Origin of the sequence: Sphingorhabdus buctiana (assembly GCF_042680825.1) — a bacterium.
Taxonomy (GTDB): Bacteria; Pseudomonadota; Alphaproteobacteria; order Sphingomonadales; family Sphingomonadaceae; genus Sphingorhabdus_B; species Sphingorhabdus_B buctiana.
Genome location: NZ_JBHUEL010000008.1, coordinates 183,551 through 202,831 on the forward strand (window position 1 = coordinate 183,551; position 19,281 = coordinate 202,831).

At 57.3% G+C, this 19,281-nt stretch carries 23 protein-coding genes; 2 read left to right on the forward strand and 21 right to left on the reverse strand.

What is annotated here, in order from left to right; all coding sequences use genetic code 11:
• Positions 1 to 49: 49 nt before the first annotated feature.
• The 3 genes from ACFSAG_RS09160 to ACFSAG_RS09170 are packed head-to-tail and all read right to left on the reverse strand — an operon-like array spanning position 50 to position 3,515.
• Positions 50 to 1,036: an NADPH:quinone oxidoreductase family protein gene (locus ACFSAG_RS09160; protein WP_381513828.1), complete on the reverse strand. Its 987-nt coding sequence runs from the start codon at positions 1,034 to 1,036 to the stop codon at positions 50 to 52.
• Complete coding sequence (locus ACFSAG_RS09165; RefSeq protein WP_381513831.1) at positions 1,033 to 2,355, reverse strand: replication-associated recombination protein A; 1,323 nt, start codon at positions 2,353 to 2,355, stop codon at positions 1,033 to 1,035. Before ACFSAG_RS09165 ends, ACFSAG_RS09160 begins: the two co-directional genes overlap by 4 nt.
• Positions 2,352 to 3,515, reverse strand: a complete 1,164-nt coding sequence (locus ACFSAG_RS09170; protein ID WP_381513834.1) for a glycosyltransferase family 4 protein — start codon at positions 3,513 to 3,515, stop codon at positions 2,352 to 2,354. Before ACFSAG_RS09170 ends, ACFSAG_RS09165 begins: the two co-directional genes overlap by 4 nt.
• Positions 3,516 to 3,586: 71 nt before the next feature.
• Between ACFSAG_RS09170 and ACFSAG_RS09175 the strand changes: the two genes are divergently transcribed.
• On the forward strand, positions 3,587 to 4,270 hold the full coding sequence (locus ACFSAG_RS09175) for an MOSC domain-containing protein (protein ID WP_381513836.1): 684 nt from the start codon (positions 3,587 to 3,589) through the stop codon (positions 4,268 to 4,270).
• Positions 4,271 to 4,324: 54 nt separating this feature from the next.
• Complete coding sequence (gene msrA, locus ACFSAG_RS09180) at positions 4,325 to 4,918, forward strand: peptide-methionine (S)-S-oxide reductase MsrA (RefSeq protein ID WP_381513838.1); 594 nt, start codon at positions 4,325 to 4,327, stop codon at positions 4,916 to 4,918.
• On the opposite strand, the gene ACFSAG_RS09185 is transcribed toward msrA, so the two are convergent.
• The 18 genes from ACFSAG_RS09185 to ACFSAG_RS09270 form a co-directional block, all read right to left on the reverse strand.
• Positions 4,919 to 5,854, reverse strand: coding sequence for a hemolysin family protein (locus tag ACFSAG_RS09185; protein WP_374613785.1), 936 nt, complete (start codon positions 5,852 to 5,854; stop codon positions 4,919 to 4,921). It lies immediately after the preceding gene.
• Positions 5,855 to 5,883: 29 nt separating this feature from the next.
• The gene (gene ybeY, locus ACFSAG_RS09190) at positions 5,884 to 6,387 is read right to left on the reverse strand and encodes an rRNA maturation RNase YbeY (RefSeq protein ID WP_381513841.1); all 504 of its coding nucleotides are present in this window, start codon (positions 6,385 to 6,387) and stop codon (positions 5,884 to 5,886) included.
• The gene (locus ACFSAG_RS09195; protein ID WP_381513843.1) at positions 6,380 to 7,342 is read right to left on the reverse strand and encodes a PhoH family protein; all 963 of its coding nucleotides are present in this window, start codon (positions 7,340 to 7,342) and stop codon (positions 6,380 to 6,382) included. The genes ybeY and ACFSAG_RS09195 overlap by 8 nt, the downstream gene beginning before the upstream one ends.
• A 33-nt stretch (positions 7,343 to 7,375) precedes the next feature.
• Positions 7,376 to 8,692 (reverse strand): tRNA (N6-isopentenyl adenosine(37)-C2)-methylthiotransferase MiaB, encoded by a 1,317-nt coding sequence (miaB, locus tag ACFSAG_RS09200; protein ID WP_381513845.1) that lies wholly within the window; start codon positions 8,690 to 8,692, stop codon positions 7,376 to 7,378.
• A 9-nt stretch (positions 8,693 to 8,701) separates the two neighbouring features.
• Positions 8,702 to 9,436: a lysophospholipid acyltransferase family protein gene (locus ACFSAG_RS09205; protein WP_381513848.1), complete on the reverse strand. Its 735-nt coding sequence runs from the start codon at positions 9,434 to 9,436 to the stop codon at positions 8,702 to 8,704.
• A gap of 37 nt (positions 9,437 to 9,473) precedes the next feature.
• Positions 9,474 to 9,896 (reverse strand): Fur family transcriptional regulator, encoded by a 423-nt coding sequence (locus tag ACFSAG_RS09210; protein ID WP_298597898.1) that lies wholly within the window; start codon positions 9,894 to 9,896, stop codon positions 9,474 to 9,476.
• A 90-nt stretch (positions 9,897 to 9,986) separates the two neighbouring features.
• Positions 9,987 to 10,391: a Ros/MucR family transcriptional regulator gene (locus tag ACFSAG_RS09215; RefSeq protein WP_374613898.1), complete on the reverse strand. Its 405-nt coding sequence runs from the start codon at positions 10,389 to 10,391 to the stop codon at positions 9,987 to 9,989.
• A gap of 164 nt (positions 10,392 to 10,555) precedes the next feature.
• Positions 10,556 to 11,017, reverse strand: coding sequence for a ribosomal protein S18-alanine N-acetyltransferase (rimI, locus tag ACFSAG_RS09220; RefSeq protein WP_381513853.1), 462 nt, complete (start codon positions 11,015 to 11,017; stop codon positions 10,556 to 10,558).
• Positions 11,014 to 11,631 carry a tRNA (adenosine(37)-N6)-threonylcarbamoyltransferase complex dimerization subunit type 1 TsaB gene (gene tsaB, locus ACFSAG_RS09225; protein ID WP_381513857.1) on the reverse strand — a complete coding sequence of 206 codons (618 nt, stop codon included), beginning with the start codon at positions 11,629 to 11,631 and terminating at the stop codon, positions 11,014 to 11,016. Before tsaB ends, rimI begins: the two co-directional genes overlap by 4 nt.
• A gap of 18 nt (positions 11,632 to 11,649) precedes the next feature.
• Complete coding sequence (locus tag ACFSAG_RS09230) at positions 11,650 to 12,246, reverse strand: malonic semialdehyde reductase (protein WP_381513860.1); 597 nt, start codon at positions 12,244 to 12,246, stop codon at positions 11,650 to 11,652.
• Positions 12,247 to 12,268: 22 nt separating this feature from the next.
• Positions 12,269 to 12,844: a NifU family protein gene (locus tag ACFSAG_RS09235; protein ID WP_381513862.1), complete on the reverse strand. Its 576-nt coding sequence runs from the start codon at positions 12,842 to 12,844 to the stop codon at positions 12,269 to 12,271.
• Positions 12,845 to 12,972: 128 nt separating this feature from the next.
• Positions 12,973 to 13,755, reverse strand: a complete 783-nt coding sequence (locus ACFSAG_RS09240; RefSeq protein WP_381513865.1) for a universal stress protein — start codon at positions 13,753 to 13,755, stop codon at positions 12,973 to 12,975.
• Positions 13,756 to 13,767: 12 nt separating this feature from the next.
• A complete protein-coding gene (locus tag ACFSAG_RS09245) occupies positions 13,768 to 14,757 on the reverse strand; it encodes a TerC family protein (RefSeq protein ID WP_374613775.1) in 990 nt (329 codons plus the stop codon).
• A gap of 188 nt (positions 14,758 to 14,945) precedes the next feature.
• Positions 14,946 to 15,644 (reverse strand): HPP family protein, encoded by a 699-nt coding sequence (locus ACFSAG_RS09250; protein ID WP_381513868.1) that lies wholly within the window; start codon positions 15,642 to 15,644, stop codon positions 14,946 to 14,948.
• Positions 15,644 to 16,036: a nuclear transport factor 2 family protein gene (locus tag ACFSAG_RS09255; protein ID WP_381513871.1), complete on the reverse strand. Its 393-nt coding sequence runs from the start codon at positions 16,034 to 16,036 to the stop codon at positions 15,644 to 15,646. Before ACFSAG_RS09255 ends, ACFSAG_RS09250 begins: the two co-directional genes overlap by 1 nt.
• Positions 16,037 to 16,124: 88 nt before the next feature.
• Positions 16,125 to 17,069: a D-2-hydroxyacid dehydrogenase gene (locus ACFSAG_RS09260; RefSeq protein ID WP_381513873.1), complete on the reverse strand. Its 945-nt coding sequence runs from the start codon at positions 17,067 to 17,069 to the stop codon at positions 16,125 to 16,127.
• A gap of 36 nt (positions 17,070 to 17,105) precedes the next feature.
• On the reverse strand, positions 17,106 to 18,536 hold the full coding sequence (gene cysS, locus ACFSAG_RS09265; RefSeq protein WP_381513875.1) for a cysteine--tRNA ligase: 1,431 nt from the start codon (positions 18,534 to 18,536) through the stop codon (positions 17,106 to 17,108).
• A gap of 68 nt (positions 18,537 to 18,604) precedes the next feature.
• Positions 18,605 to 19,276: a nitroreductase gene (locus tag ACFSAG_RS09270; RefSeq protein ID WP_374613767.1), complete on the reverse strand. Its 672-nt coding sequence runs from the start codon at positions 19,274 to 19,276 to the stop codon at positions 18,605 to 18,607.
• Between the last annotated feature and the right edge of the window lie 5 nt (positions 19,277 to 19,281).

Genomic DNA, 19,281 nt, shown 5'->3' on the forward strand with positions numbered 1-19,281 from the left:
AACAGTGTTGCGAGCGACAAGACTGGACCCGGCTAGCGACCCGCCGGGTTCAGTCTTCCATTGTTACAACAACGCGACCGATCGCTTCGCGCCGTTCCAGAACGAGCAAAGCTTCGCGCGTTTTATCCAATCCCAATCGGTGGGAAATATGGGGGCGCATGACGCCGGCTTCGGCGAGGTTGCGAAGGTGGACCGCAGTACGCGCCGCGAGGTCGGCATCGCGGCGGCTCGCTTCGCCCGCGCGCAGGCCAATCAGGCTATAGCCCTTGATCAAGGCATGGTTGGCGGGGAAGCTGGGCGTGAGCCCGCTGGCAAAGCCGACAATCAGGAAGCGACCACCCCAGCCGATGGCACGCGTCGCCGTGATCGACAAATCACCGCCCACCGGATCGAACACGACGTCGCAGCCCTTACCGCCGGTCAGTTCTTTCACTTTGGTGGCCAGTTCGCGGTCGGCAGGATCGAGCACATGATCAGCGCCAGCCGCCAAGATCGCCTCGCGCTTTTCAGGGCTGGAGCCGGTGCCGATGACAATTGCGCCCAGATGCTTGCCCAGCGAAACCGCTGCCATGCCGACGCCGCCAGCGGCGCCAAGAACGAGCAATGTTTCGCCAGCTTTTAAATCGGCCTTGTCGTGCAATGCATGCCAGGCGGTAACCCCACCCGCGCGCCAGCACGCGGCTTCTTCCCATGAAAGTGCATCGGGTTTTGAAACCAGCGCGCTCGAAGGCACGACCGCTTCTTCGGCGATGCAATCTCCTTTGCCGCCACCCATCACGGCATCACCAGGCTTCCATCCGGTTACCTCAGAGCCAACTTCGATCACTTCACCCGAAAACTCCATGCCCGGCACAAACGGCGGATCGGGGCGGAACTGGTATTTGCCATAGGTCATCAGCAAGTCGGGGAAGTTGAGCCCCGCCGCCTTGATCGCAATGCGCACTTCACCGGGTTTGAGCGGGCTGCGATCCCTTGTTTCAATCTGGATACTGTCAGGCCCGGTCAGTGCCGTGCAAACGGCGGCGCGATAACTCATTTCCTCTTCCTCTCCCTGCGCAGCCCTTCCCAATAGGCCAGTCGCTCTGCGATCTTGGCCTCCAGCCCGCGTTGGACCGGTTTGTAAAGTTCGGCTGGCTGCATTTCCTCCGGCCAGTAATTTGCCCCGGAAAAACCTTCGTCGGCATCATGGTCATAGGCATAATCCTTGCCATAACCGATATCCTTCATCAGCTTTGTCGGCGCGTTCAGGATATTGGCGGGCGGCATCAGCGAACCCGTTTCTTTTGCCAATCGCCATGCGGCCTTTTGCGCCTTGTAGGCTGCGTTGGATTTGGGCGCTGTGGCGCAATAGAGGCAGGCCTGCACGATCGCCAATTCGCCTTCGGGTGACCCGAGAAACTCAAACGCATCCTTGGCCGCGATGCACTGTTCGAGCGCGCGCGGATCAGCAAGGCCGACATCCTCCACGGCAAAGCGTGTTATCCGCCGCAGCACGTAAAGCGGTTCCTCACCCGCCACCAGCATACGTGCCAGCCAATAAAGCGCCGCCTGTGGGTCCGATCCGCGCATCGATTTGTGCAGGGCAGAGATCAGATTGTAATGCCCTTCGCGATCCTTGTCATAGACCGGCATGCGGCGGTGGAGCAGCGCGGCCATGGCTTGCGGATCGAGCGGCTTGTCCGTCGGTGCGATGGCAAAAAGTGTTTCGGCCTGGTTTAGCAGGAAGCGTCCATCGCCATCGGCACTCGCAACCAGGGCGGCCCGCGCATCGTCGGTCAGCGGCAGGGGTTTGCCTTCAACCGTTTCCGCGCGGTCGAGCAGCTTGGCGAGCGCCGCGTCATCAAGGCGCTTCAACACCAGCACCTGCGCGCGGCTCAGCAAGGCGGCATTGAGTTCGAAGCTGGGGTTTTCGGTAGTCGCCCCGACCAGCGTCACGATGCCGCGCTCGACAAAGGGCAGGAACCCATCCTGCTGCGCACGGTTGAAACGATGGATTTCGTCCACAAACAGCAGGGTTGCCTTGCCGGTGCGGGCAACCTGCTCGGCCTCGGCAAAAGCTTTCTTAAGATCGGCTACGCCAGAAAAAACCGCTGACACCGCCATATAATGCATGCCGACCGCATCGGCCAAAAGGCGTGCAATGCTAGTCTTGCCGGTTCCCGGTGGCCCCCAAAGGATCATCGACGAAAGCCGCCCAGCCGCCACCATGCGCCCGATTGCGCCATCGGGCCCGGTCAAATGTTCCTGCCCGACAACCTCAGCCAGCGATTGCGGACGGATGCGATCGGCAAGCGGGCTGTTTGCGGAAATGCCCTGGGGTGTATTTGCTGGAGTATCGCCGAAAAGGTCGCTCACGCGCCTTTGGCCTCGGTCCGGCGCTGGCGGATCAGGCGGATATAGGTGTCTGCGACTGCCTGGTTGATCGCATCCCAGCTATAGTCGAGGCTGCGCTGCTCGCCTGCCGCGCCATGCTCGGCGCGCAGGGCAGGGCTTTCGCAATAGCTGCGCAATGCTTCGGCAAATTGCGCAATCGCGCCGGGGGTGATCAACCTGCCCGATCGGTTGTCGTCGACAAGGCTTTGGCTGCCGGTCGCCTTGGCGGCTACCACGGGCAAGCCGCAGGCCATTGCTTCCAAGGTCACATTGCCAAATGTTTCGGTCACGCTGGGATTGAACAGCATGTCCATGCTGGCGACTGCGCGCGCAAGGTCCGCTCCGCCCTGAAAACCCACAAAGGCGGCATCGGGCAGCCGGGTTTCAAACCAGCCGCGCGCGGGGCCTTCGCCCACCACAACCACCTTGTGCCGCACATTGCGGCGCTTTAGCTGGTCAATCGTATCCGAAAAGACATCAAGGCCCTTTTCCATCACCAATCGGCCAAGGAACCCAATCACCGGCATGTCATCATCAATTCCCAAGGCTTGCCGCCATTGCAGATCGCGGCGCGAGGGATCGAAAATGTCGCGGTCTACACCGCGCGACCAGATATCGATATCGTAATTCATTCGCTGCTGCCGCAGCACTTGCGCCATCGACTCCGATGGAGCGACCAGCGCATCGCATTTGCGATACAATGTGCGCAGCCACGCCTCAACCAATGGCTCGAGGAACGACATGTTGTAATAACGGAAATAGGTCTCAAAACGGGTGTGGACCGACGCCAAAACCGGCAGTTGCCGTTTGCGTGCCCATTTCACCGCCTTGCGTGCAACGCGATCCGGGCTAGAAATATGGACGACATTGGGTGCGAAATTCTCAAGGTCTTTTTTCACCGCGCCCGATAGGGCGAGCGGGATGCGGTATTCGGGGCGGTTGGGAATCGCCATCGAAGGCACGCTAACCAAGTCCCCTGTGGCAGGGAATGCAGGTTCGTCGACCGTCGGGGAATAAACACGAACCTGTGCACCTTGCCGCAGCAAATAGCCTACCAGCCGGTTGAGCGCTTGGTTTGCTCCATCGCGCACATAGTTATAATTGCCACTGAACAGGGCTATGCGAAGGTCCGCCGTCTGCATCCGCAGCCTATTAGACATCGCAATCGCGATTGCCAATGGCCAAGCCGCGCGCCCGGAGTTAAGCTTTCGCCATGATTACGACCAGCATCGATGCGCTCCTGGTAGGAAAACCCGTTCTGTTCAGGGGGGAAGGGGAGGAAAGTGCGATCGGTTCACGGCGTCCGGTCGACCGACCCGTCTATCTGACCTTTACAGGATTTGAGGGCGATCGCGTGGGTGACCCGACCGTGCATGGCGGAGAGGACAAGGCGGTACATTTCTACCCTGGCGAACATTATCCGCTGTGGGAGGCAGATCTTACCAAGGCAGGTCATGAGCCGCATCCCCATCTTGGCCGTTTGGGCGGGTTTGGAGAGAATATCTCGGCCCTCGAAATGACCGAAGACCGTGTTCAGATAGGTGACCGGTTCCGGATCGGTGAGGCCTTGGTTGAAATCAGCCAGGGGCGCCAGCCATGCTGGAAAATTGACCATCATTTCGGGATGAAGGGTATGACTGCGGCGGTCATCCAAACAGGGCGGAGCGGCTATTACTTTAGGGTGATCGAGGTGGGCCGTGTGAAACCCGATGATGCCATCGAACAATTCGAACGTGCGCGCCATGGCTGGACCGTTGAGCGCGCCTTCCAGCTGTTGATCGGTGGATTGCACCGGATGGACGGGGCAAATGCCGCATTGCAAGAATTGGCGGAAATGGAGACGCTCGCGGTCCATTGGCGGTGGCGTGCGCAGCAATTGCTCGCATCACTTGAATAGCGAAGCTGTAACCTGAGCCTCGCCACCAGCGAATATGTAGCGGAGCGTGGTGTGATGAAGAGACGGAGTATCTTTCTGGCTGCTTTGATGGTGGTGTCGTCCGCGACAGTTTCCGCCAAGCCCGAGACAGACAAACGCGCGACCGCCATTTTTGCGATGGGATGCTTTTGGTGCGCCGAAGCGGATTTCGAAAAGGTCGATGGCGTCGTCGATGTTGTATCGGGCTATACCGGTGGGCGCGTGCGCAACCCGAGCTATGAGCAGGTGAGTGCAGGGGGAACCGGGCATTATGAAGCGGTTCTAGTGACCTACGACCCTTCAAAGGTGAAATATTCAGACCTGCTTTCGGTTTTCTGGCGCAATGTCGATCCCTTCGATGCCGAGGGCCAGTTTTGTGACAAGGGCGAAAGCTATCGCGCGGCGATCTTCCCATCCAGTGTGGCTGAACGCAAAGCGGCTGATGCATCGCGCGAATATCTGGTCGCGCATTTCAAACGCGATCTTGCCACCCGGATCATAACCCGCGCACCATTTTATCGCGCCGAGGACTATCATCAGGACTATTACAAGAAAAACCCCCTCCGCTACCGATACTATCGCAGCCGCTGTGGCCGCGATGATCGGCTGGCGGAAGTGTGGGGGAAATGACTAGCCAGCTGCGGCGCCGATCACCTCTGGCCGGTGCAAACGCACCCGGGTGACGCGGCGTTCGTCGCCTTCGACAATCTCGATTTTCCAGCCGCTCTCGGCATGCACAAGCATGTCGCCGACATCGGGCACCTGGCCTGCAATCACAAAGGCGAGCCCGCCGATGGTATCGACATCTTCGTCGACCTCGGCGAGTTTTTCATCCAGCGCTTCGGCAAGGTCATCGAGTTCGGCACGCGCATCGGCTTCCCAGATGCCGGGGTTGGTTTCGGTGAATAAAGCTTCGGGCTCATCGTCATGCTCGTCTTCAATCTCACCGACGATTTCCTCGACCAGGTCTTCAATCGTGACGAGGCCTTCGGTACCCGAATATTCATCAATCACGATCGCGAGATGGGTGCGGGTGCGTCGCATTTCGTCGAGCAGTTCCATGACACCCATGCTCTGCGGTACGAAGCGCGGCTGGCGGATGAACGCCTCCAGACTCTCAGGCTTTTCCTTGCCCTCGGCCAGCACGGCGAAGATATCCTTCACATGGATCATGCCGGTGATGTTATCGAGCGTGTCCTTATAGACCGGCATGCGGCTGTGGCCATGTTCGGCAAACGCTGCGACGGCTTCATCGAAACTAGCATCGTCCTTGATGCCCAAAATGTCGGCGCGCGGAACCATCACGTCGTCGACGCGATGCTCTGAAAAATGTAGGAGGTTGCGAACCATCTCGCGCTCAATCGCCGAAAGGTCGCCTTCGGAATCGGGCGCTTCGCCTTCCTCTACATCTTCCTCGTGTTCTGCGATTTTTTCTTCGAGCTGCTCGCGCAGCGTCGGTTCATGATTGCGTCCGAAAAGCAGCGCCTTCAAGCGCAGCCATATTCGGCCTTCCTCGGTTTCGTCCTTGCGCGGTCGTAAACCGTTACTACTCTCGCCCTCCGGCATATTATTGGCTTTGCTGCCTCCAGCTGTTTTCAATGGTCGCTATATGGATTGCCGATGCCCAGCGATGCAAGCGTTTTTACCTCCAATGCCTCCATTTGCTCGGCTTCGGCATCGTCGATATGATCGAGACCAAGCAGGTGCAGCGTACCGTGGACGATCAGGTGCGTGGCATGCTGCGTTAACGGTATAGCCTTTTCGACCGCTTCAGCGGCGCAGACGCCATGCGCCAATATCATGTCGCCCAACAGTACCTCACCATCATCGGTATTGGCCAGTGCATCGAGTTCGTCCTGCTTGAGCATGGGAAAGCTGAGGACATTGGTCGGTTTGTCCTTGCCGCGCCAATTGCGGTTGAGTTCATGAACTTCGCCATCGTCTGACAATCGGATGCTGATCGAAATCGTGAAGGGTGCTTCTGCCAGATGACCGTGTGACGAAACCGAAAAGGCTGCTTTTACAGCGTCTTCCGCTATGCGTTCCCAATCGGTCTGGCCATCCCAATCGCGCGTCCGGTCGATATCGACCTCAAGCATTCGGCCCCTCATAGGCGTCGACAATCCGTCCGACCAATGGATGGCGGACGACGTCGCTGCTGTTGAAACGGATGGTCGTGATGCCCTCAACCCCCTCAAGCCGCTGCACAGCATCGTTGAGCCCGGAATAGGTTGCACCGCCGGGAATATCGACCTGGTTGGGGTCGCCGCAGATCACCATGCGGCTATCCATGCCGAAACGGGTGAGAAACATCTTCATTTGTGCAGGCGTTGTGTTCTGCGCTTCATCGAGGATGATGAAGGCATTGGAAAGCGTGCGTCCGCGCATGAAGGCGAGGGGAGCGATTTCGATTTCACCGCTGGCGATGCGCCGCTCGACCTGCTCGACGGGCAATGTATCGTGCAACGCGTCGTAAATCGGCCGCAGATAGGGGTCGACCTTTTCCTTCATATCGCCAGGAAGGAAACCGAGCCGTTCGCCCGCCTCAACTGCTGGGCGTGATAGGATAAGGCGGTCAACCGCACCCGTAATCAGCATCGCGACAGCCTGCGCGACAGCCAGATAGGTCTTGCCGGTTCCTGCCGGGCCCAACGCAAAGATGATTTCATCGCGGGCAAGCGCCTGCATATAGGGCACCTGCGTTGCCGAGCGCGGCACGAGCGTTTTCTTGCGCGTGCGGATCATCACCTCTGGCGCGCCGCCGTCATCCTTGCGGACGATACCGTCGAGTGTCGGCTCGGCACTCATCGAAATGATCGCTTGTACGGCTTCAGGATCAATCTCCTCATTGCGCATCACGCGGCTGTAAATGTCGTTCAGCACATCACGGGCGCGGGCAATGGCGCTGGCTTCGCCTTCTATCTGCACGCGATTGCCACGCGCGGAAATATAGACGCCCAATCGGTTTTCTATGGCAACAAGATTGCGATCAAATTCGCCAAATACGGTGTTGATGAGGTGCGGGCGGTCGAAGGTAATTTCGAGCCGCGACATATCGCCGGCTTGCGCTTGCGCCCTTTTGGCCATTCAAGCTGCGACCTTCATCAGCATTTCTCCTTTGAGACTCAGTGGTCCTGCTTCGACAATGTCTACCTCGACTATATCGCCGATGGAAAGCCCCGGTGCCAAGATATGCACAGATTGTAGCCAAGGCGATTTGCCGATCAACTGGCCTTCCAGTCTGCCCGGCTTTTCGAGCAGAACCGAGGTTCTTTTACCCAATGTGCCTTGGTTGAAGGCTGCCTGCTGCTCGGAAATCAACGCCTGAAGCCGTTGCAACCGCTCATCGGCGACTTCCGGGGCAACCTGACCATCCATCGTCGCTGCAGGGGTGCCGGGGCGCGGGCTGTATTTGAACGAATAGGCGTAGCTATAGACCGTTTCCCGCACAATGCTCAGCGTGTCTTCGAACTCGGCATCTGTTTCGCCGGGGAAACCGACAATGAAGTCGCCAGAAAGCGCAATATCGGGTCGCGCAGCACGGACTTTCTCGATGATCCGCAAATAGCTGTCGCGCGAGTGGCTGCGGTTCATGGCTTTCAGGATGCGGTCATTGCCAGCCTGCACGGGAAGGTGAAGGTAAGGCATCAGTTTTTCGACCTCGGCATGCGCGGCGATCAGCCCGTCGGTCATGTCGTTGGGGTGGCTGGTGGTGTAGCGGATGCGGTGCAGGCCGTCGATCTTGTCGAGCGCGCGGATCAACGTGCCCAGATCCTGATCGCCATCACCCCAGGCATTCACATTCTGGCCGAGCAACGTGATTTCCTTTGCGCCTGCATCGACCAGCGCCTTGGCCTCATCAACCAGCTCGGCGAAGGGGCGGCTGATTTCCGCGCCGCGCGTATAGGGCACCACGCAATAGGTGCAGAATTTGTCGCAGCCTTCCTGTACCGTCAGGAATGCGGTCGGGCCGGTCTTGCGGCGCTTGGGCAGTACGGCGAATTTATCGAGACCGGGAAGGTCGAGGTCTACGCTGCTTTCGCCCTTTGCGACTGCATCGACCATTTCGGGCAGCTTGTGATAGGCCTGTGGGCCGACGACGATATCGACTTCGCGTGCGCGCCGGCTGATCTCTCCGCCTTCGGCTTGTGCGACGCAGCCAGCGACTGCGATCATCGGGCTGCTGCCGTCATCGCGGCGCAGACGACCGATTTCCGAATAGACCTTTTCGGCCGCCTTTTCGCGAATATGGCAGGTGTTGAGGATGACAAGGTCGGCATCCTCCTTGTCCGATGCCTCCATGCCGCGCGCGGCAAACATCTCTGCCATGCGTTCGCCATCATAGACGTTCATCTGGCAGCCGTAATTTTTAACGTGAAAGGTCTTGGGCGACTCGTTGCTCATGGCGCGGCGCTATACATCGCGGCCATAGCGGTCGCCAGCCTGCATTGCCTCTGCAATCCGGTGCCGAACTTCGGCGGAAATCGCCTTGCGATCGGGATAATGCGAAGGATCAAAGGGTTCGAGGAAGTGCAGCGTAGCCGTTACCGGCATAACATAGGTCATGATCCGCCAGAAATTTTCGACAATCCCCTCTTCGCCCACCCATGACAGGCGGCGCGTATGCTCCCCATAAGACAGGAACACCGGCTGGACGAGCATACCTTTGGGCGGCGGAACGAGCGCTGCAAACAAGGAGGGCTTGAACGGCAGCAGGCCTGAGCCGTCATGCGTGGTGCCCTCGGGGAAAATCGTGACCGGCTGATCGCCGCTCATCGCTTCGCGCAGATCGTCAACTTGGTCGCCAACACTCAGTCTATTCTCCCGACTGACGAAGATGGTGTTGTTGATCGTGCACAGCCAGCCGATCAACGGCCATTTTTCGATGCCATCATTGGCGACAAAGGTGCAGCCCGTGACACCCGACATTACCGGGATGTCGATCCAGCTATGATGGTTGGCCGCGTAGAATACATTTTTACGGATACGCTCACCACGCGTTGCGGTTGCAATCCCCGCGGTCCAACTGATCGACAGCAGGAAAAGCCGTGGCCAAGGGGAGGGCAGGCGGAACAAGCGCCAGATATTGTGAAGGAGCAACCCGACCAAAAGCGACGCCACCATCAGCAGCAGGCGGGCTGCGAACATCAATTGCCCCAACAGCAGGGCAATCGGGTTGCGTTGCTTAATCGTCGCGGCTGATAGCAACGCCGTAAAGCTCCATGCGATGGTCGACGAGGCGATAGCCCAGTTTCTCGGCAATCACCTTTTGCAAAGCTTCGAGTTCGGGATCGACAAATTCGATGACCTTACCGGTTTCGACATCAATCAGATGGTCGTGATGCGCCTCGGGAGAGGCTTCATAGCGCGCACGTCCGTCACCGAAGTCGTGACGATCCAAAATGCCTGCTTCTTCGAACAGGCGCACTGTGCGGTACACGGTTGCGATCGAAATCTTGGGATCGATCGCCGACGCGCGGCGATATAATTCTTCCACATCAGGATGATCGTCAGCGTCAGAAATCACGCGCGCAATAACGCGACGCTGATCGGTAATCCTGAGGCCGCGTTCAGCGCAAAGCGCTTCAAGGTCAATCCTGGTTTCCATGGAACGATATTTAGTCTCGTGCCGGGATTCGTCAATGAAAAGGGCCGGCTACACCCTGCCGGCCCCTTAAAAATCACATCAGGATTGCGATTATTTCACCTTTTTCTTCCGGCCCGATCCCGGAGCGCGGCCAAGGCCGATCGCTTTTGCAAGATCGCGGCGCTGTTCGGCATAAGCTGGCGCGACCATCGGATAGTCGGCAGCAAGGCCCCATTTTGCGCGATAGTCGTCGGGGGTCATGCCATAATGCGTCATCAAGTGGCGCTTGAGCATCTTCAGTTTCTTACCGTCTTCAAGGCAGACGATATAGTCCCGCTTCACCGACGAGCGGACCGGAACTGCAGGTTCCAGTGCCACCTCAGGCGCGGATCCGCCCGAGGACAAGCCTGCAAGCGCACCGTGCACGTTGGAAATCAGCGACGGCAAGTCAGAGACCGCGACGCTATTGTTGCTGACATGCGCAGCAACAATGTCTGCAGTCAGCGTAATCAACATTTCATTTGAATCGTTCGTATCTTCGGACACAACTATTCTCCCATACCCGTTGTTTTGTTTTATGACAGCAAGGGTAGTAGAGCATTTTACAACATAAGATTCAATATCAAATCTTAGTAAATATTCTCTGCTTGGGTAGATGATTAAACCAGAATGGAACTATGTCAAAGGTTCAATGTCATAGTTGTCGCATCATAGCGCACGCCATTATCACCGCGATAATAGCCTTTACGTGTACCAGAATATTCAAATCCGAAACTTTTGTAGAATAAAGACGCAGGATTGTTTGATCTTACTTCTAGGAAGATCCGGGTACGATTATGCTCGCGGGCTCGGCGCAAAATAAAGGATAGCAAATTATGTGCTATGCGCTGTCTTTGATGTTCTGGATGGACGCCGATCATCAGAAGTTCTTCCTCGTCAAGTATCCAGCGCGTCAAGGCAAAGCCGACTACTTTGGGCCCGACTTCCGCCAGCACCAAAGTCGATCCGGGAACCGTCAATAGCGATAGGCACTGCCCGGCAGTCCAGGCCTCGCCGAATGCAGGGTCAAAGGCGGCATCCATCACCGGCATGATGGCCGCAACGTCGCGAGCATCGCCTTCCATGATCTGCAGGCCGGTCATCTGCCTCCCGGCAATTTGGCATCGGGTGGACGCACATAGGCGGCTGTCGCTGCTAATGGGGCGACGCCCGCTATAAGCGGCCAGCGTCTTGCATCGGGTAGGGCGTCGATGGCGGTGCCATGCCTCTTCATGTCCGCCAGCGCGTCAGCCGCATCACCAACCACTATGTCTGCTTTAGATATTTGCACAGCCGCTTCAGGCTCCAGCGATTGCGCCGATTGCAACGCATTGCCGTGTGCATCGAAAGGCTGGAAGTAATATTCGCCATGCCCACCCTCGATTGCGACATCGACTGGATTGTCAGCACCCACTTTGTCACGAGCGAACGCAGCCAAAAGGGCAAGGCTGCTATAGCCTTCGCAAGGCACATTCCATGCAAGGGCCAGCGCCTTGGCAGCGGATATGCCAACCCGGATTCCGGTAAAACTTCCCGGTCCGACATTCACCGAAATACAATCTGACAGCCCGCGGTCTGGCAGTTGGGCAATCATCGGCACCAGTCGTTCAGCATGCCCACGGCCGATCACTTCATGAAAAGCAGCGACGCATTCCAAGCCTTCGAACAGCGCAACCGAGCAGGCGCGCGAAGCGGTATCGATAACCAGCCGTCTCACGCGACGCCGCGTAGACGATCAGACGATCTTGTTAAAGCGGGCAAATTCAGGGCGCGGGCTGCGGTCGAAAATAGTTGCCGGGTCGCCATAGCCAATTGTCGAGATGAAATTCGATTTGACCTTCGTTCCTGCAAAAAATTCCGCATCGACCGCGTCATTGTTGAAACCCGACATCGGCCCGGTATCAAGCCCGAGTGCACGCGCAGCAAGGATGAAATAGCCGCCCTGCAGGCTGCTGTTGCGGAACGCTGTCTTCTCGATCAGTGCATCATTGCCGACGAACCAGCTGCGTGCATCGGTATGCGGGAACAGCTCGGGCAGGTTTTCGTAAAATTCCATATCCATGCCGATGATGGCAGTGGCCGGTGCGCTGAGAATCTTCTCCCCATTGGCGGGCATAGCCAATGCGGCGAGTTTTTGCTTCGACTCTTCGCTCACGCACCAGATGATGCGGGCGGGCAGGCAGTTGGCGGAAGTCGGGCCAAATTTCATCAATTCCCAGACCGCTTCCAACTGTTCGTTGGATACTGGCGTGTCGAGATAACCATTATAGGTGCGCGCGGTACGGAACAGCTGGTCAAGTGCAGCATCGTTCAGCGGCTGGTTTACAGGCATGGAAATTCCCCCAGGTTCGTTTTCAGGCCGCGCGGACTTCGGTCACTTCGGGCACATAATGTTTTAAAAGCTGTTCGATGCCGTTTTTGAGCGTTGCCGTCGAAGACGGGCAGCCGGAACAGGCACCCTGCATCTGCAGGTAAACGACGCCGCGCTGGAAACCGCGATAGATGATGTCGCCACCATCATTGGCAACCGCTGGGCGAACGCGGGTTTCGATCAGTTCCTTGATCTGATCGACAATTTCCGCATCGGCAGGATCATCGAGTGGATATTCGGCGTCGGGTGCGGGCACGCTGAAACCTGCCTTTGGCGCGTGGAAAAGCGGCATGTCTGCCGAAAAATGATCGAGCAGGATCGAAAGCACATCAGGTTTCAAATCGGCCCAGCTAGCGCCGGGGGCAGCGGTGACCGAAATGAAATCGCGACCGAAGAAGACGCCGCTAACATCGCCAAGGCCAAACAGGGCTTCGGCAAGGGGCGAGGCTTCCGCCTCTTCCGGGTCGGCAAAATCGCGGGTCCCTGCGTCCATCACGGTGCATCCCGGAAGGAATTTGATGGTCGCCGGATTGGGCGTCAGTTCGGTCTCGATGATCATGCTTGCCATTTGGGGAGGCCATCGGCGCAGGGCAACCCCTTTTCCTGTTTGGGAAGAAAGAAAAACCCCGCTCCAATGATGGAGCGGGGCCAAGTTCTCGCGTTTCGTTATGTTCTTATGCCGACCGGTTAATGGGAGAGGAGAGTCGGCATCTGGTTGTTCTTGAGAATATCGGAGGTCGCACTGCCCAGAACAAAGCGTCTCAGCCGTGTATGACCGAATGCACCCATGACGAGCAGGCCGCACCCATTCGCTTTCGCTTCCTCCTGCAACGCTGCAGCAATGCTACGAGCGGACAGAGGCGCAAAACGATGGCTTGCATTGGTCGATCGACGGCCAATCACTTCCACAAGTTGCGCGGTATCCAAATCGGTCGGCAATGGCTTTTCGCCTTCGATCGATAGCAGTTGCACCTGATCAGGCGCGAATAACGCTATGGCATCGCCAAGTGCACGTGCCGCTGCAGAGCTATTGTCCCAAGCTATTGCGAGCGGGCCCTTTTGATAAGGGGCTTCATAGTTTGCCGGCACCACTATTACAGGACGTCCGCTTTCGAACATCAGATATTCAGCGATGATTTTTTCACTCAGCAGACCTGCGCTGTTGCACCCTGTAATGCTCAGGTCATGGAGACGAGCATGTTCGGCGACAGCCTCATGAACACCAATTGCATGTGAATGTTCGGTCACCAATGTGCAACGAACACCTGATGCATCTGCCGCCGATTTCAGCGAAGCTGCTATCGCACCTGCATCCACATTTTTTTCGGGCGTTGTAACGTCAGTCGCCACGGAGAAGATCGTCAAATTGGCACCATGCGCTTTTGCAAGAGCTATCGCGAATGCTGCAGGCCCCTTGGAAGCTATTGCGGTTTCGGCAGGCGCAAAGAGGAAAATTGAATGTAAAGCCATTTGAGTTCTCCCTTAATGCGCTGACGCCGAAGCTTCTTCGCTTTTGGTTTTCCAAAGCGAATACAGGATGCCACCGAGGATCAGGCCAAAGGTGACGGCAAGGCTAAGCACGGGCGGGAATTTGGCACCACCCATCAGGAAGTCGGAGATGAAAATCTTCGATCCGATGAATATCAGCACAAGAGCCAGCGCGAACTTCAGGTAATGGAAGCGGTGCACCATCGCTGCCAACGCGAAGTAAAGTGCGCGCAGGCCAAGGATCGCCATAATGTTAGAGGTGTAGACGATGAAGGTGTCGGTGGTGATCGCAAAGATCGCCGGAACCGAATCCACCGCGAATACAAGGTCTGCAAGGTTGATGACGATCAGCGCCAGCAAAAGCGGCGTCATCGCGCGCACCATCTTGCCGGTCTTTTCGTCCTGCACCTTTACGATGAACTTCTGCCCATGCAGTTCCTTGGTCACCCGGAAATGCTTGTTCATGAACTTCACGACCGGGTTCTTGGAAACGTCCATTTCCTGGTCGCCGGTGAAAAGCATTTTAACGCCGGTGCCGACAAGGAAGACGGCGAAAAGATACAGCGTCCAGTAGAATTGCTCAACCAACGCAGCGCCCAGCGCGATCATGATGCCGCGCAGCACGATCACCGCGATGATACCCCACAGGAGCGCGCGGTACTGATATTTTGCCGGAATAGCGAAATAGGTGAAAATCAGGCTGATCACGAAGACATTGTCGATCGATAGCGCCTTTTCGATGAAGAAGCCGGTATAATATTTCATCCCCAGGTCAGCACCCTTCGCATACCAGACCCAAAGGCCGAACAGTAATGCGATGCTGATGTAAAAGGCTGAAAGTTTGAGGGATTCGGAAATCCCCATTTCCTTGTCTTCCTTGTGCAGGAAGCCAAGGTCAAACGCCGTCAGGACGACGACAATGCCTAGGAAGGCGAGCCAGAACCAGACCGGCGTGCCCAAAAACATATCGAACAGGAAATCCATCAAAAGGGCCCCTAATGTGTCCAATCCACCCCTAGAGGTGGAGGTTGCGCCGCGTGTCGCGCTTTCGGATGATTAATCCGACATCACGCATGCCGCCGCATGCGCCAGAGGGGCCCGGATCGAGGGTGCATTTAGGGATTATGCAGTAAATTTCAACTGGGAATTTAACTGTATCGAAGCGAAGCCGCTCAAATCGAATATTCTGCGCCGGTCCCATCCCGCCTTTGCGCCGCGATCGTTTCGGCACGAAGCAACAGGTTTTCGAGGTCCTTGAGGTCGATATCAAAGGTTTCGCCGATTTCCTCAACTGCCTGGTCGATATCTTCGCGCAGCAGGCCGGTTGGGGCAGGGGCTGCGGCGAGGGGAACGGGCTGATGAGGATAGCTGTGGCCTGAAAAGCGGTGGAACAGCCATCCAATGCACAACAACGCGGCAGAATTGGCGGCTACCAAGGTAATCGGATAAAGGACGCCTGCAGCCACGATTGCCTTGCCGCCCATGATCGCAGTTATTGCGACTGCCCCGCCGGGCGGATGCAGGCAGCGCAAGAGCGACATCGCCATGATGGCGAGCCCGACCGCCAGGCCAACCGCCAATATGGGGTTGCTGACGGCATGCACGATCGCCACTGCCACCAAACCCGAAACGATATTTCCGCCAAATACCGGCCAAGGCTGGGCGAGCGGGCTGGCGGGAACGGCAAAGACGAGCACCGCCGATGCCCCGATGGGCGCGATAAGGAAGGGAAAATCCGGCAACGCACGCGCAACGAGCAATCCGACCAGCCCTGCAACCAGCACGCCCAAAGCCGCGCCAAAGGCTGCGCCGCTCCGGTCGCGCAAGTTGGCCCCGGCAAGCAGAGGCACAAAAATCCGCAGGCGCTGCATCAGCCTTTCATTTTTTCGAGCATCTCGCCCATTTTCTGGTGCAGCATGTTCACGGCCTTCAACGGGCGCACCATCACCTTGAAATGGGTAATCAGGCCGTCGTCATCGCACGAAATCATATCGATGCCGTTGATCTTGATACCGTCAATCTCTGCCGTGAATTCAAGGATCGTGCTGTTTTCGCGATGCCATTCACCGACATAACGGAAGGCATCGTTTCCCAGCGTATGGCCTGCAGCGGCCAGATATTGGGATGTGATCGCCTTGCCGCGCTGCGGGGTGTGCACGACAGGGCTTTCGAAAACGCAATCGTCGTGCAGGACTTTTTCGATCTCACCGACATCCTTGGATAGCGCGACGCGGTGCCATATTTCTGCGGGGTTGTGCGGCATGTTTTCTATCCTCCCAAACCGTAGCCCTGAGCCTGTCGAAGGGCGCTTGTCCGTAAAACGTGCTTCGACAGGCTCAGCACTGCGGTAATTAATAACCCAAGTCCAAATTCACCAATGGCTCAAGCTTTTCGCCTTTATGATAGCGTTTGAGGTTTTCGAGGAAGCGCTCGGCGGATCGAACGAACATCTTGTCCTGCGCGCGGCCAGACAGGTGCATGCTGATCTGGCAATTGTCGAGGTCCCATAACGGATGATCAGCGGGCAGCGGCTCGGGTGTGGTGACATCGAGGAAGGCGCCGCCAATCTGCTTGTCGCGCAGTGCCTGCACCAATGCATCCTGGTCGACCACTGATCCACGGGCGATATTCACCAGCACCGCACTCTGCTTCATCTCTGCAAGTTCGTCTGCGCCGATCATCTCCTCCGTCTCCGGAGTCGCGGGAACGGCAAGTATGACCCAGTCAAACTCGCCCAACCGCGCCTGCCAAGCATCGGGCGCAAGGCTGAATGGCCCCGGTGTGCGGCGCACTACCGTGACGTCGACATTGAAGGGCTTCAACCGTTCTTCGATCAGCTTTCCAATGGCACCATAGCCAAGCAGCAGGGCTTTCGATCCGTAGAGTTCGACCTTGCCCGGCGAATCCATCAGCCATTCATGCCGTTCCTGCGCGCGCACCACCTCCCGATATCCTTTGGCCATGTTGAGCATGCTCATGACGACATATTCGGCGATGGTGATCGCATTGATACCTGCGCCATTGGTGACCTTGGTGCCGCGCTTTTTGAGTTCAGCAAGCGGCATGCCGTCAACACCTGCATAGATGCTGTTGAGCCATTTGAGGTTGGTCGCGGCGGTGATGATCGCCGCCATGTCTTTCTTGTCATACATGTCGAACCAGCCGATTTCGGCCAGTGGCGCAAGTTCGAGCGCCTCTTCCTTGGTCACATACCAATGCGGCTCGATCCAGTCGGGCAAGCGCGGTTCCATCATCGAACGGATCAGGCTGGATGCTACGAACTTGGTTTTGGTCACTAATCTTTCCTCCCCAATGACTTGCGGTAGTTGGAACTAGATTTCCAGCTTCCAGTCCCACCCCAGCGGATCACCATCCATCACGTCTACACCTTTGGCGGTAAGGGCATCGCGGATGCGGTCTGAGGCCGCGAAATCCTTGTTCGCACGGGCTTCCCTGCGCTCGGCAAGGATGGCTTCGATTTCCGGCTCCGTGACAACTGCATTCTTGGGACGAACGCGCAGATCAGCTCGTTCGATATGCAAAAGCTCAAGGCCCAGCACCGCATCCATCTGCGCGATGGCAAGCAGCTTTTGGCCTTGGTCTATCTTTTTGAGTGACAGCGTCTCTTCCAATGCCGTCAAGGCAATGGCGGTGTTCAGGTCATCCGAAACCGCCGCGTCGAACTTTGCAAACAGGTCGATCAACCGTTTGTCGGTTACTTCGCTGGCGGTTTCGGTTCCCTTTAATGGCGAAACCGCCATCACCATCCGCTTCAACCGCGTGAATGCCGCAACCAGCCCATCCCAGCTAAATTCCAGTTCGCTGCGATAATGCGCCTGCAGGCACATCAGGCGATAGGCGAGAGGGTGGAAGCCCTTATCGATTAGCAATTGTACGCGCAGGAATTCGCCCGCGCTCTTGCTCATTTTGCCGCTGCGTTCGATCAGGAAATTGTTATGCATCCAGATACGTGCGCCCGAATGGTCGGAACAAGTGTGCGCCTGGTTCTGCGCGATCTCGTTTGGATGGTGGATTTCGCGATGGTCGATGCCGCCGGTGTGGATATCGAAGGGAAAGCCGAGGAGGTCGCCCGACATCACCGAGCATTCAAGGTGCCAGCCGGGCGCGCCGCGGCCCCATGGGCTATCCCATTCCATCTGGCGGTTTTCATCCGGCGGTGTTTTGCGCCAGATGGCAAAGTCCGCCGCGTGGCGCTTGCCCTCTACCGCTTCGATCCGGCCTTCGCCTTCGTCGGTCTGCGCACGTGCGAGCGCGCCGTAATTGGATACAGTCGAGGTGTCGAAATACAGCCCGCTATCGAGTTCATAGCAATGCTTGTCCGCAATGCTTTTGGCGAATTCGATCATCTGCGGCACATAGTCTGTGGCAATCGACCATTTGGCCGGCTGCCGGATGTTCAGCGCCTTCACATCGGCCCAATAGGCTTCGGTATAGTGTCGCGCGATATCCCAGATGGACTGCGCCTTTTCGGCGGCCATCTTTTCCATCTTATCCTCACCCGCATCGGCATCGTCGGTAAGATGCCCGACATCGGTGATGTTGATGATGTGGGTTAGTTTGTAACCCTTGTAGCTCAGCACGCGACCCAAAGTGTCCGCGAAGACATAGGCGCGCATATTGCCGATATGCGGGTAATTATAGACCGTGGGACCACAGCTATAGACGCGCGCCTCGCCGGGGTGGACGGGCTGGAAAGTTTCCAGTTGGCGGGTCAGGCTGTTGAAGAGCTTCAGGTCGGACATGGCAAAAGCCGATGGCTTACGCCCGATGCAAGGTCAAGTGACTCGTCTGCCAAGCACAGCCGGGGGGCTTAAAAACCCTCCCAGCTGATTGCTTCCTCCAATGGTGCCCTCGGAACGGGGAAGTTGTTTACTGGCGCATCGGGATCTCGATACCCAATCGCCATTCCGCAAAAGAAGATATGGTCATCGGGGATCGGGAAGCATTGCCGGATTTGCGGGGTGTAGATCGCCCACGCCTCTTGCGCGCAGCTATCAAGCCCTTCTTCGCGCAGCAGCAACATTACGGTCTGCAGCCACATGCCGATATCCGACCATTGCGGCGGGCCCATATAACGCGGGGTGTGGACCAGCATCAGGATGGGTGCATCAAAGGCTCGGAAATTGCGCGCGAACCACATCAGCCGCGCCATCTTGTTGTCGCGGGGAATGTCGAGTGCGGCATACATCGCTTCGCCCACGCCAAAGCGGCTGTCCTTGTACCGGCCATCGAGTTCGGGAGGATAGATGTTATATTCGGGTTTATGAGCGGCAGGGCCCTGGGGAACGACTTCAGCGACCGCTGCCAGCAATTTCTTGAGTGGTTCGCCGGTCGCCATTACGGCATTCCACGGCTGCGTATTGCCGCCTGACGGCGCATTTTGGGCCTTTTGCAGGATGCGTTCGAGCAAAGCCTTGTCCACCGGCTTATCCAGAAATTCACGCACCGACCGGCGGCTGGCAACGGCTTCGCTTACATTCATATCCG

What these genes read in the sequence shown, in the direction of transcription:
- msrA (WP_381513838.1), top strand. Translation starts at nt 4,325, where the DNA reads ATGAAGAGACGGAGTATCTTTCTGGCTGCTTTGATGGTGGTGTCGTCC.
- ACFSAG_RS09210 (WP_298597898.1), bottom strand. Translation starts at nt 9,896, where the DNA reads ATGGAAACCAGGATTGACCTTGAAGCGCTTTGCGCTGAACGCGGCCTC.
- ACFSAG_RS09215 (WP_374613898.1), bottom strand. Translation starts at nt 10,391, where the DNA reads ATGTTGATTACGCTGACTGCAGACATTGTTGCTGCGCATGTCAGCAAC.
- ACFSAG_RS09175 (WP_381513836.1), top strand. Translation starts at nt 3,587, where the DNA reads ATGATTACGACCAGCATCGATGCGCTCCTGGTAGGAAAACCCGTTCTG.
- ACFSAG_RS09235 (WP_381513862.1), bottom strand. Translation starts at nt 12,844, where the DNA reads ATGATCATCGAGACCGAACTGACGCCCAATCCGGCGACCATCAAATTC.
- ACFSAG_RS09240 (WP_381513865.1), bottom strand. Translation starts at nt 13,755, where the DNA reads ATGGCTTTACATTCAATTTTCCTCTTTGCGCCTGCCGAAACCGCAATA.
- ACFSAG_RS09255 (WP_381513871.1), bottom strand. Translation starts at nt 16,036, where the DNA reads ATGCCGCACAACCCCGCAGAAATATGGCACCGCGTCGCGCTATCCAAG.
- ybeY (WP_381513841.1), bottom strand. Translation starts at nt 6,387, where the DNA reads ATGCTTGAGGTCGATATCGACCGGACGCGCGATTGGGATGGCCAGACC.
- ACFSAG_RS09230 (WP_381513860.1), bottom strand. Translation starts at nt 12,246, where the DNA reads ATGCCTGTAAACCAGCCGCTGAACGATGCTGCACTTGACCAGCTGTTC.
- ACFSAG_RS09170 (WP_381513834.1), bottom strand. Translation starts at nt 3,515, where the DNA reads ATGCAGACGGCGGACCTTCGCATAGCCCTGTTCAGTGGCAATTATAAC.
- cysS (WP_381513875.1), bottom strand. Translation starts at nt 18,536, where the DNA reads ATGTCCGACCTGAAGCTCTTCAACAGCCTGACCCGCCAACTGGAAACT.
- ACFSAG_RS09195 (WP_381513843.1), bottom strand. Translation starts at nt 7,342, where the DNA reads ATGTCGCGGCTCGAAATTACCTTCGACCGCCCGCACCTCATCAACACC.
- ACFSAG_RS09245 (WP_374613775.1), bottom strand. Translation starts at nt 14,757, where the DNA reads ATGGATTTCCTGTTCGATATGTTTTTGGGCACGCCGGTCTGGTTCTGG.
- ACFSAG_RS09250 (WP_381513868.1), bottom strand. Translation starts at nt 15,644, where the DNA reads ATGCAGCGCCTGCGGATTTTTGTGCCTCTGCTTGCCGGGGCCAACTTG.
- ACFSAG_RS09160 (WP_381513828.1), bottom strand. Translation starts at nt 1,036, where the DNA reads ATGAGTTATCGCGCCGCCGTTTGCACGGCACTGACCGGGCCTGACAGT.
- miaB (WP_381513845.1), bottom strand. Translation starts at nt 8,692, where the DNA reads ATGAGCAACGAGTCGCCCAAGACCTTTCACGTTAAAAATTACGGCTGC.
- ACFSAG_RS09185 (WP_374613785.1), bottom strand. Translation starts at nt 5,854, where the DNA reads ATGCCGGAGGGCGAGAGTAGTAACGGTTTACGACCGCGCAAGGACGAA.
- ACFSAG_RS09205 (WP_381513848.1), bottom strand. Translation starts at nt 9,436, where the DNA reads ATGTTCGCAGCCCGCCTGCTGCTGATGGTGGCGTCGCTTTTGGTCGGG.
- ACFSAG_RS09270 (WP_374613767.1), bottom strand. Translation starts at nt 19,276, where the DNA reads ATGAATGTAAGCGAAGCCGTTGCCAGCCGCCGGTCGGTGCGTGAATTT.
- rimI (WP_381513853.1), bottom strand. Translation starts at nt 11,017, where the DNA reads ATGACCGGCCTGCAGATCATGGAAGGCGATGCTCGCGACGTTGCGGCC.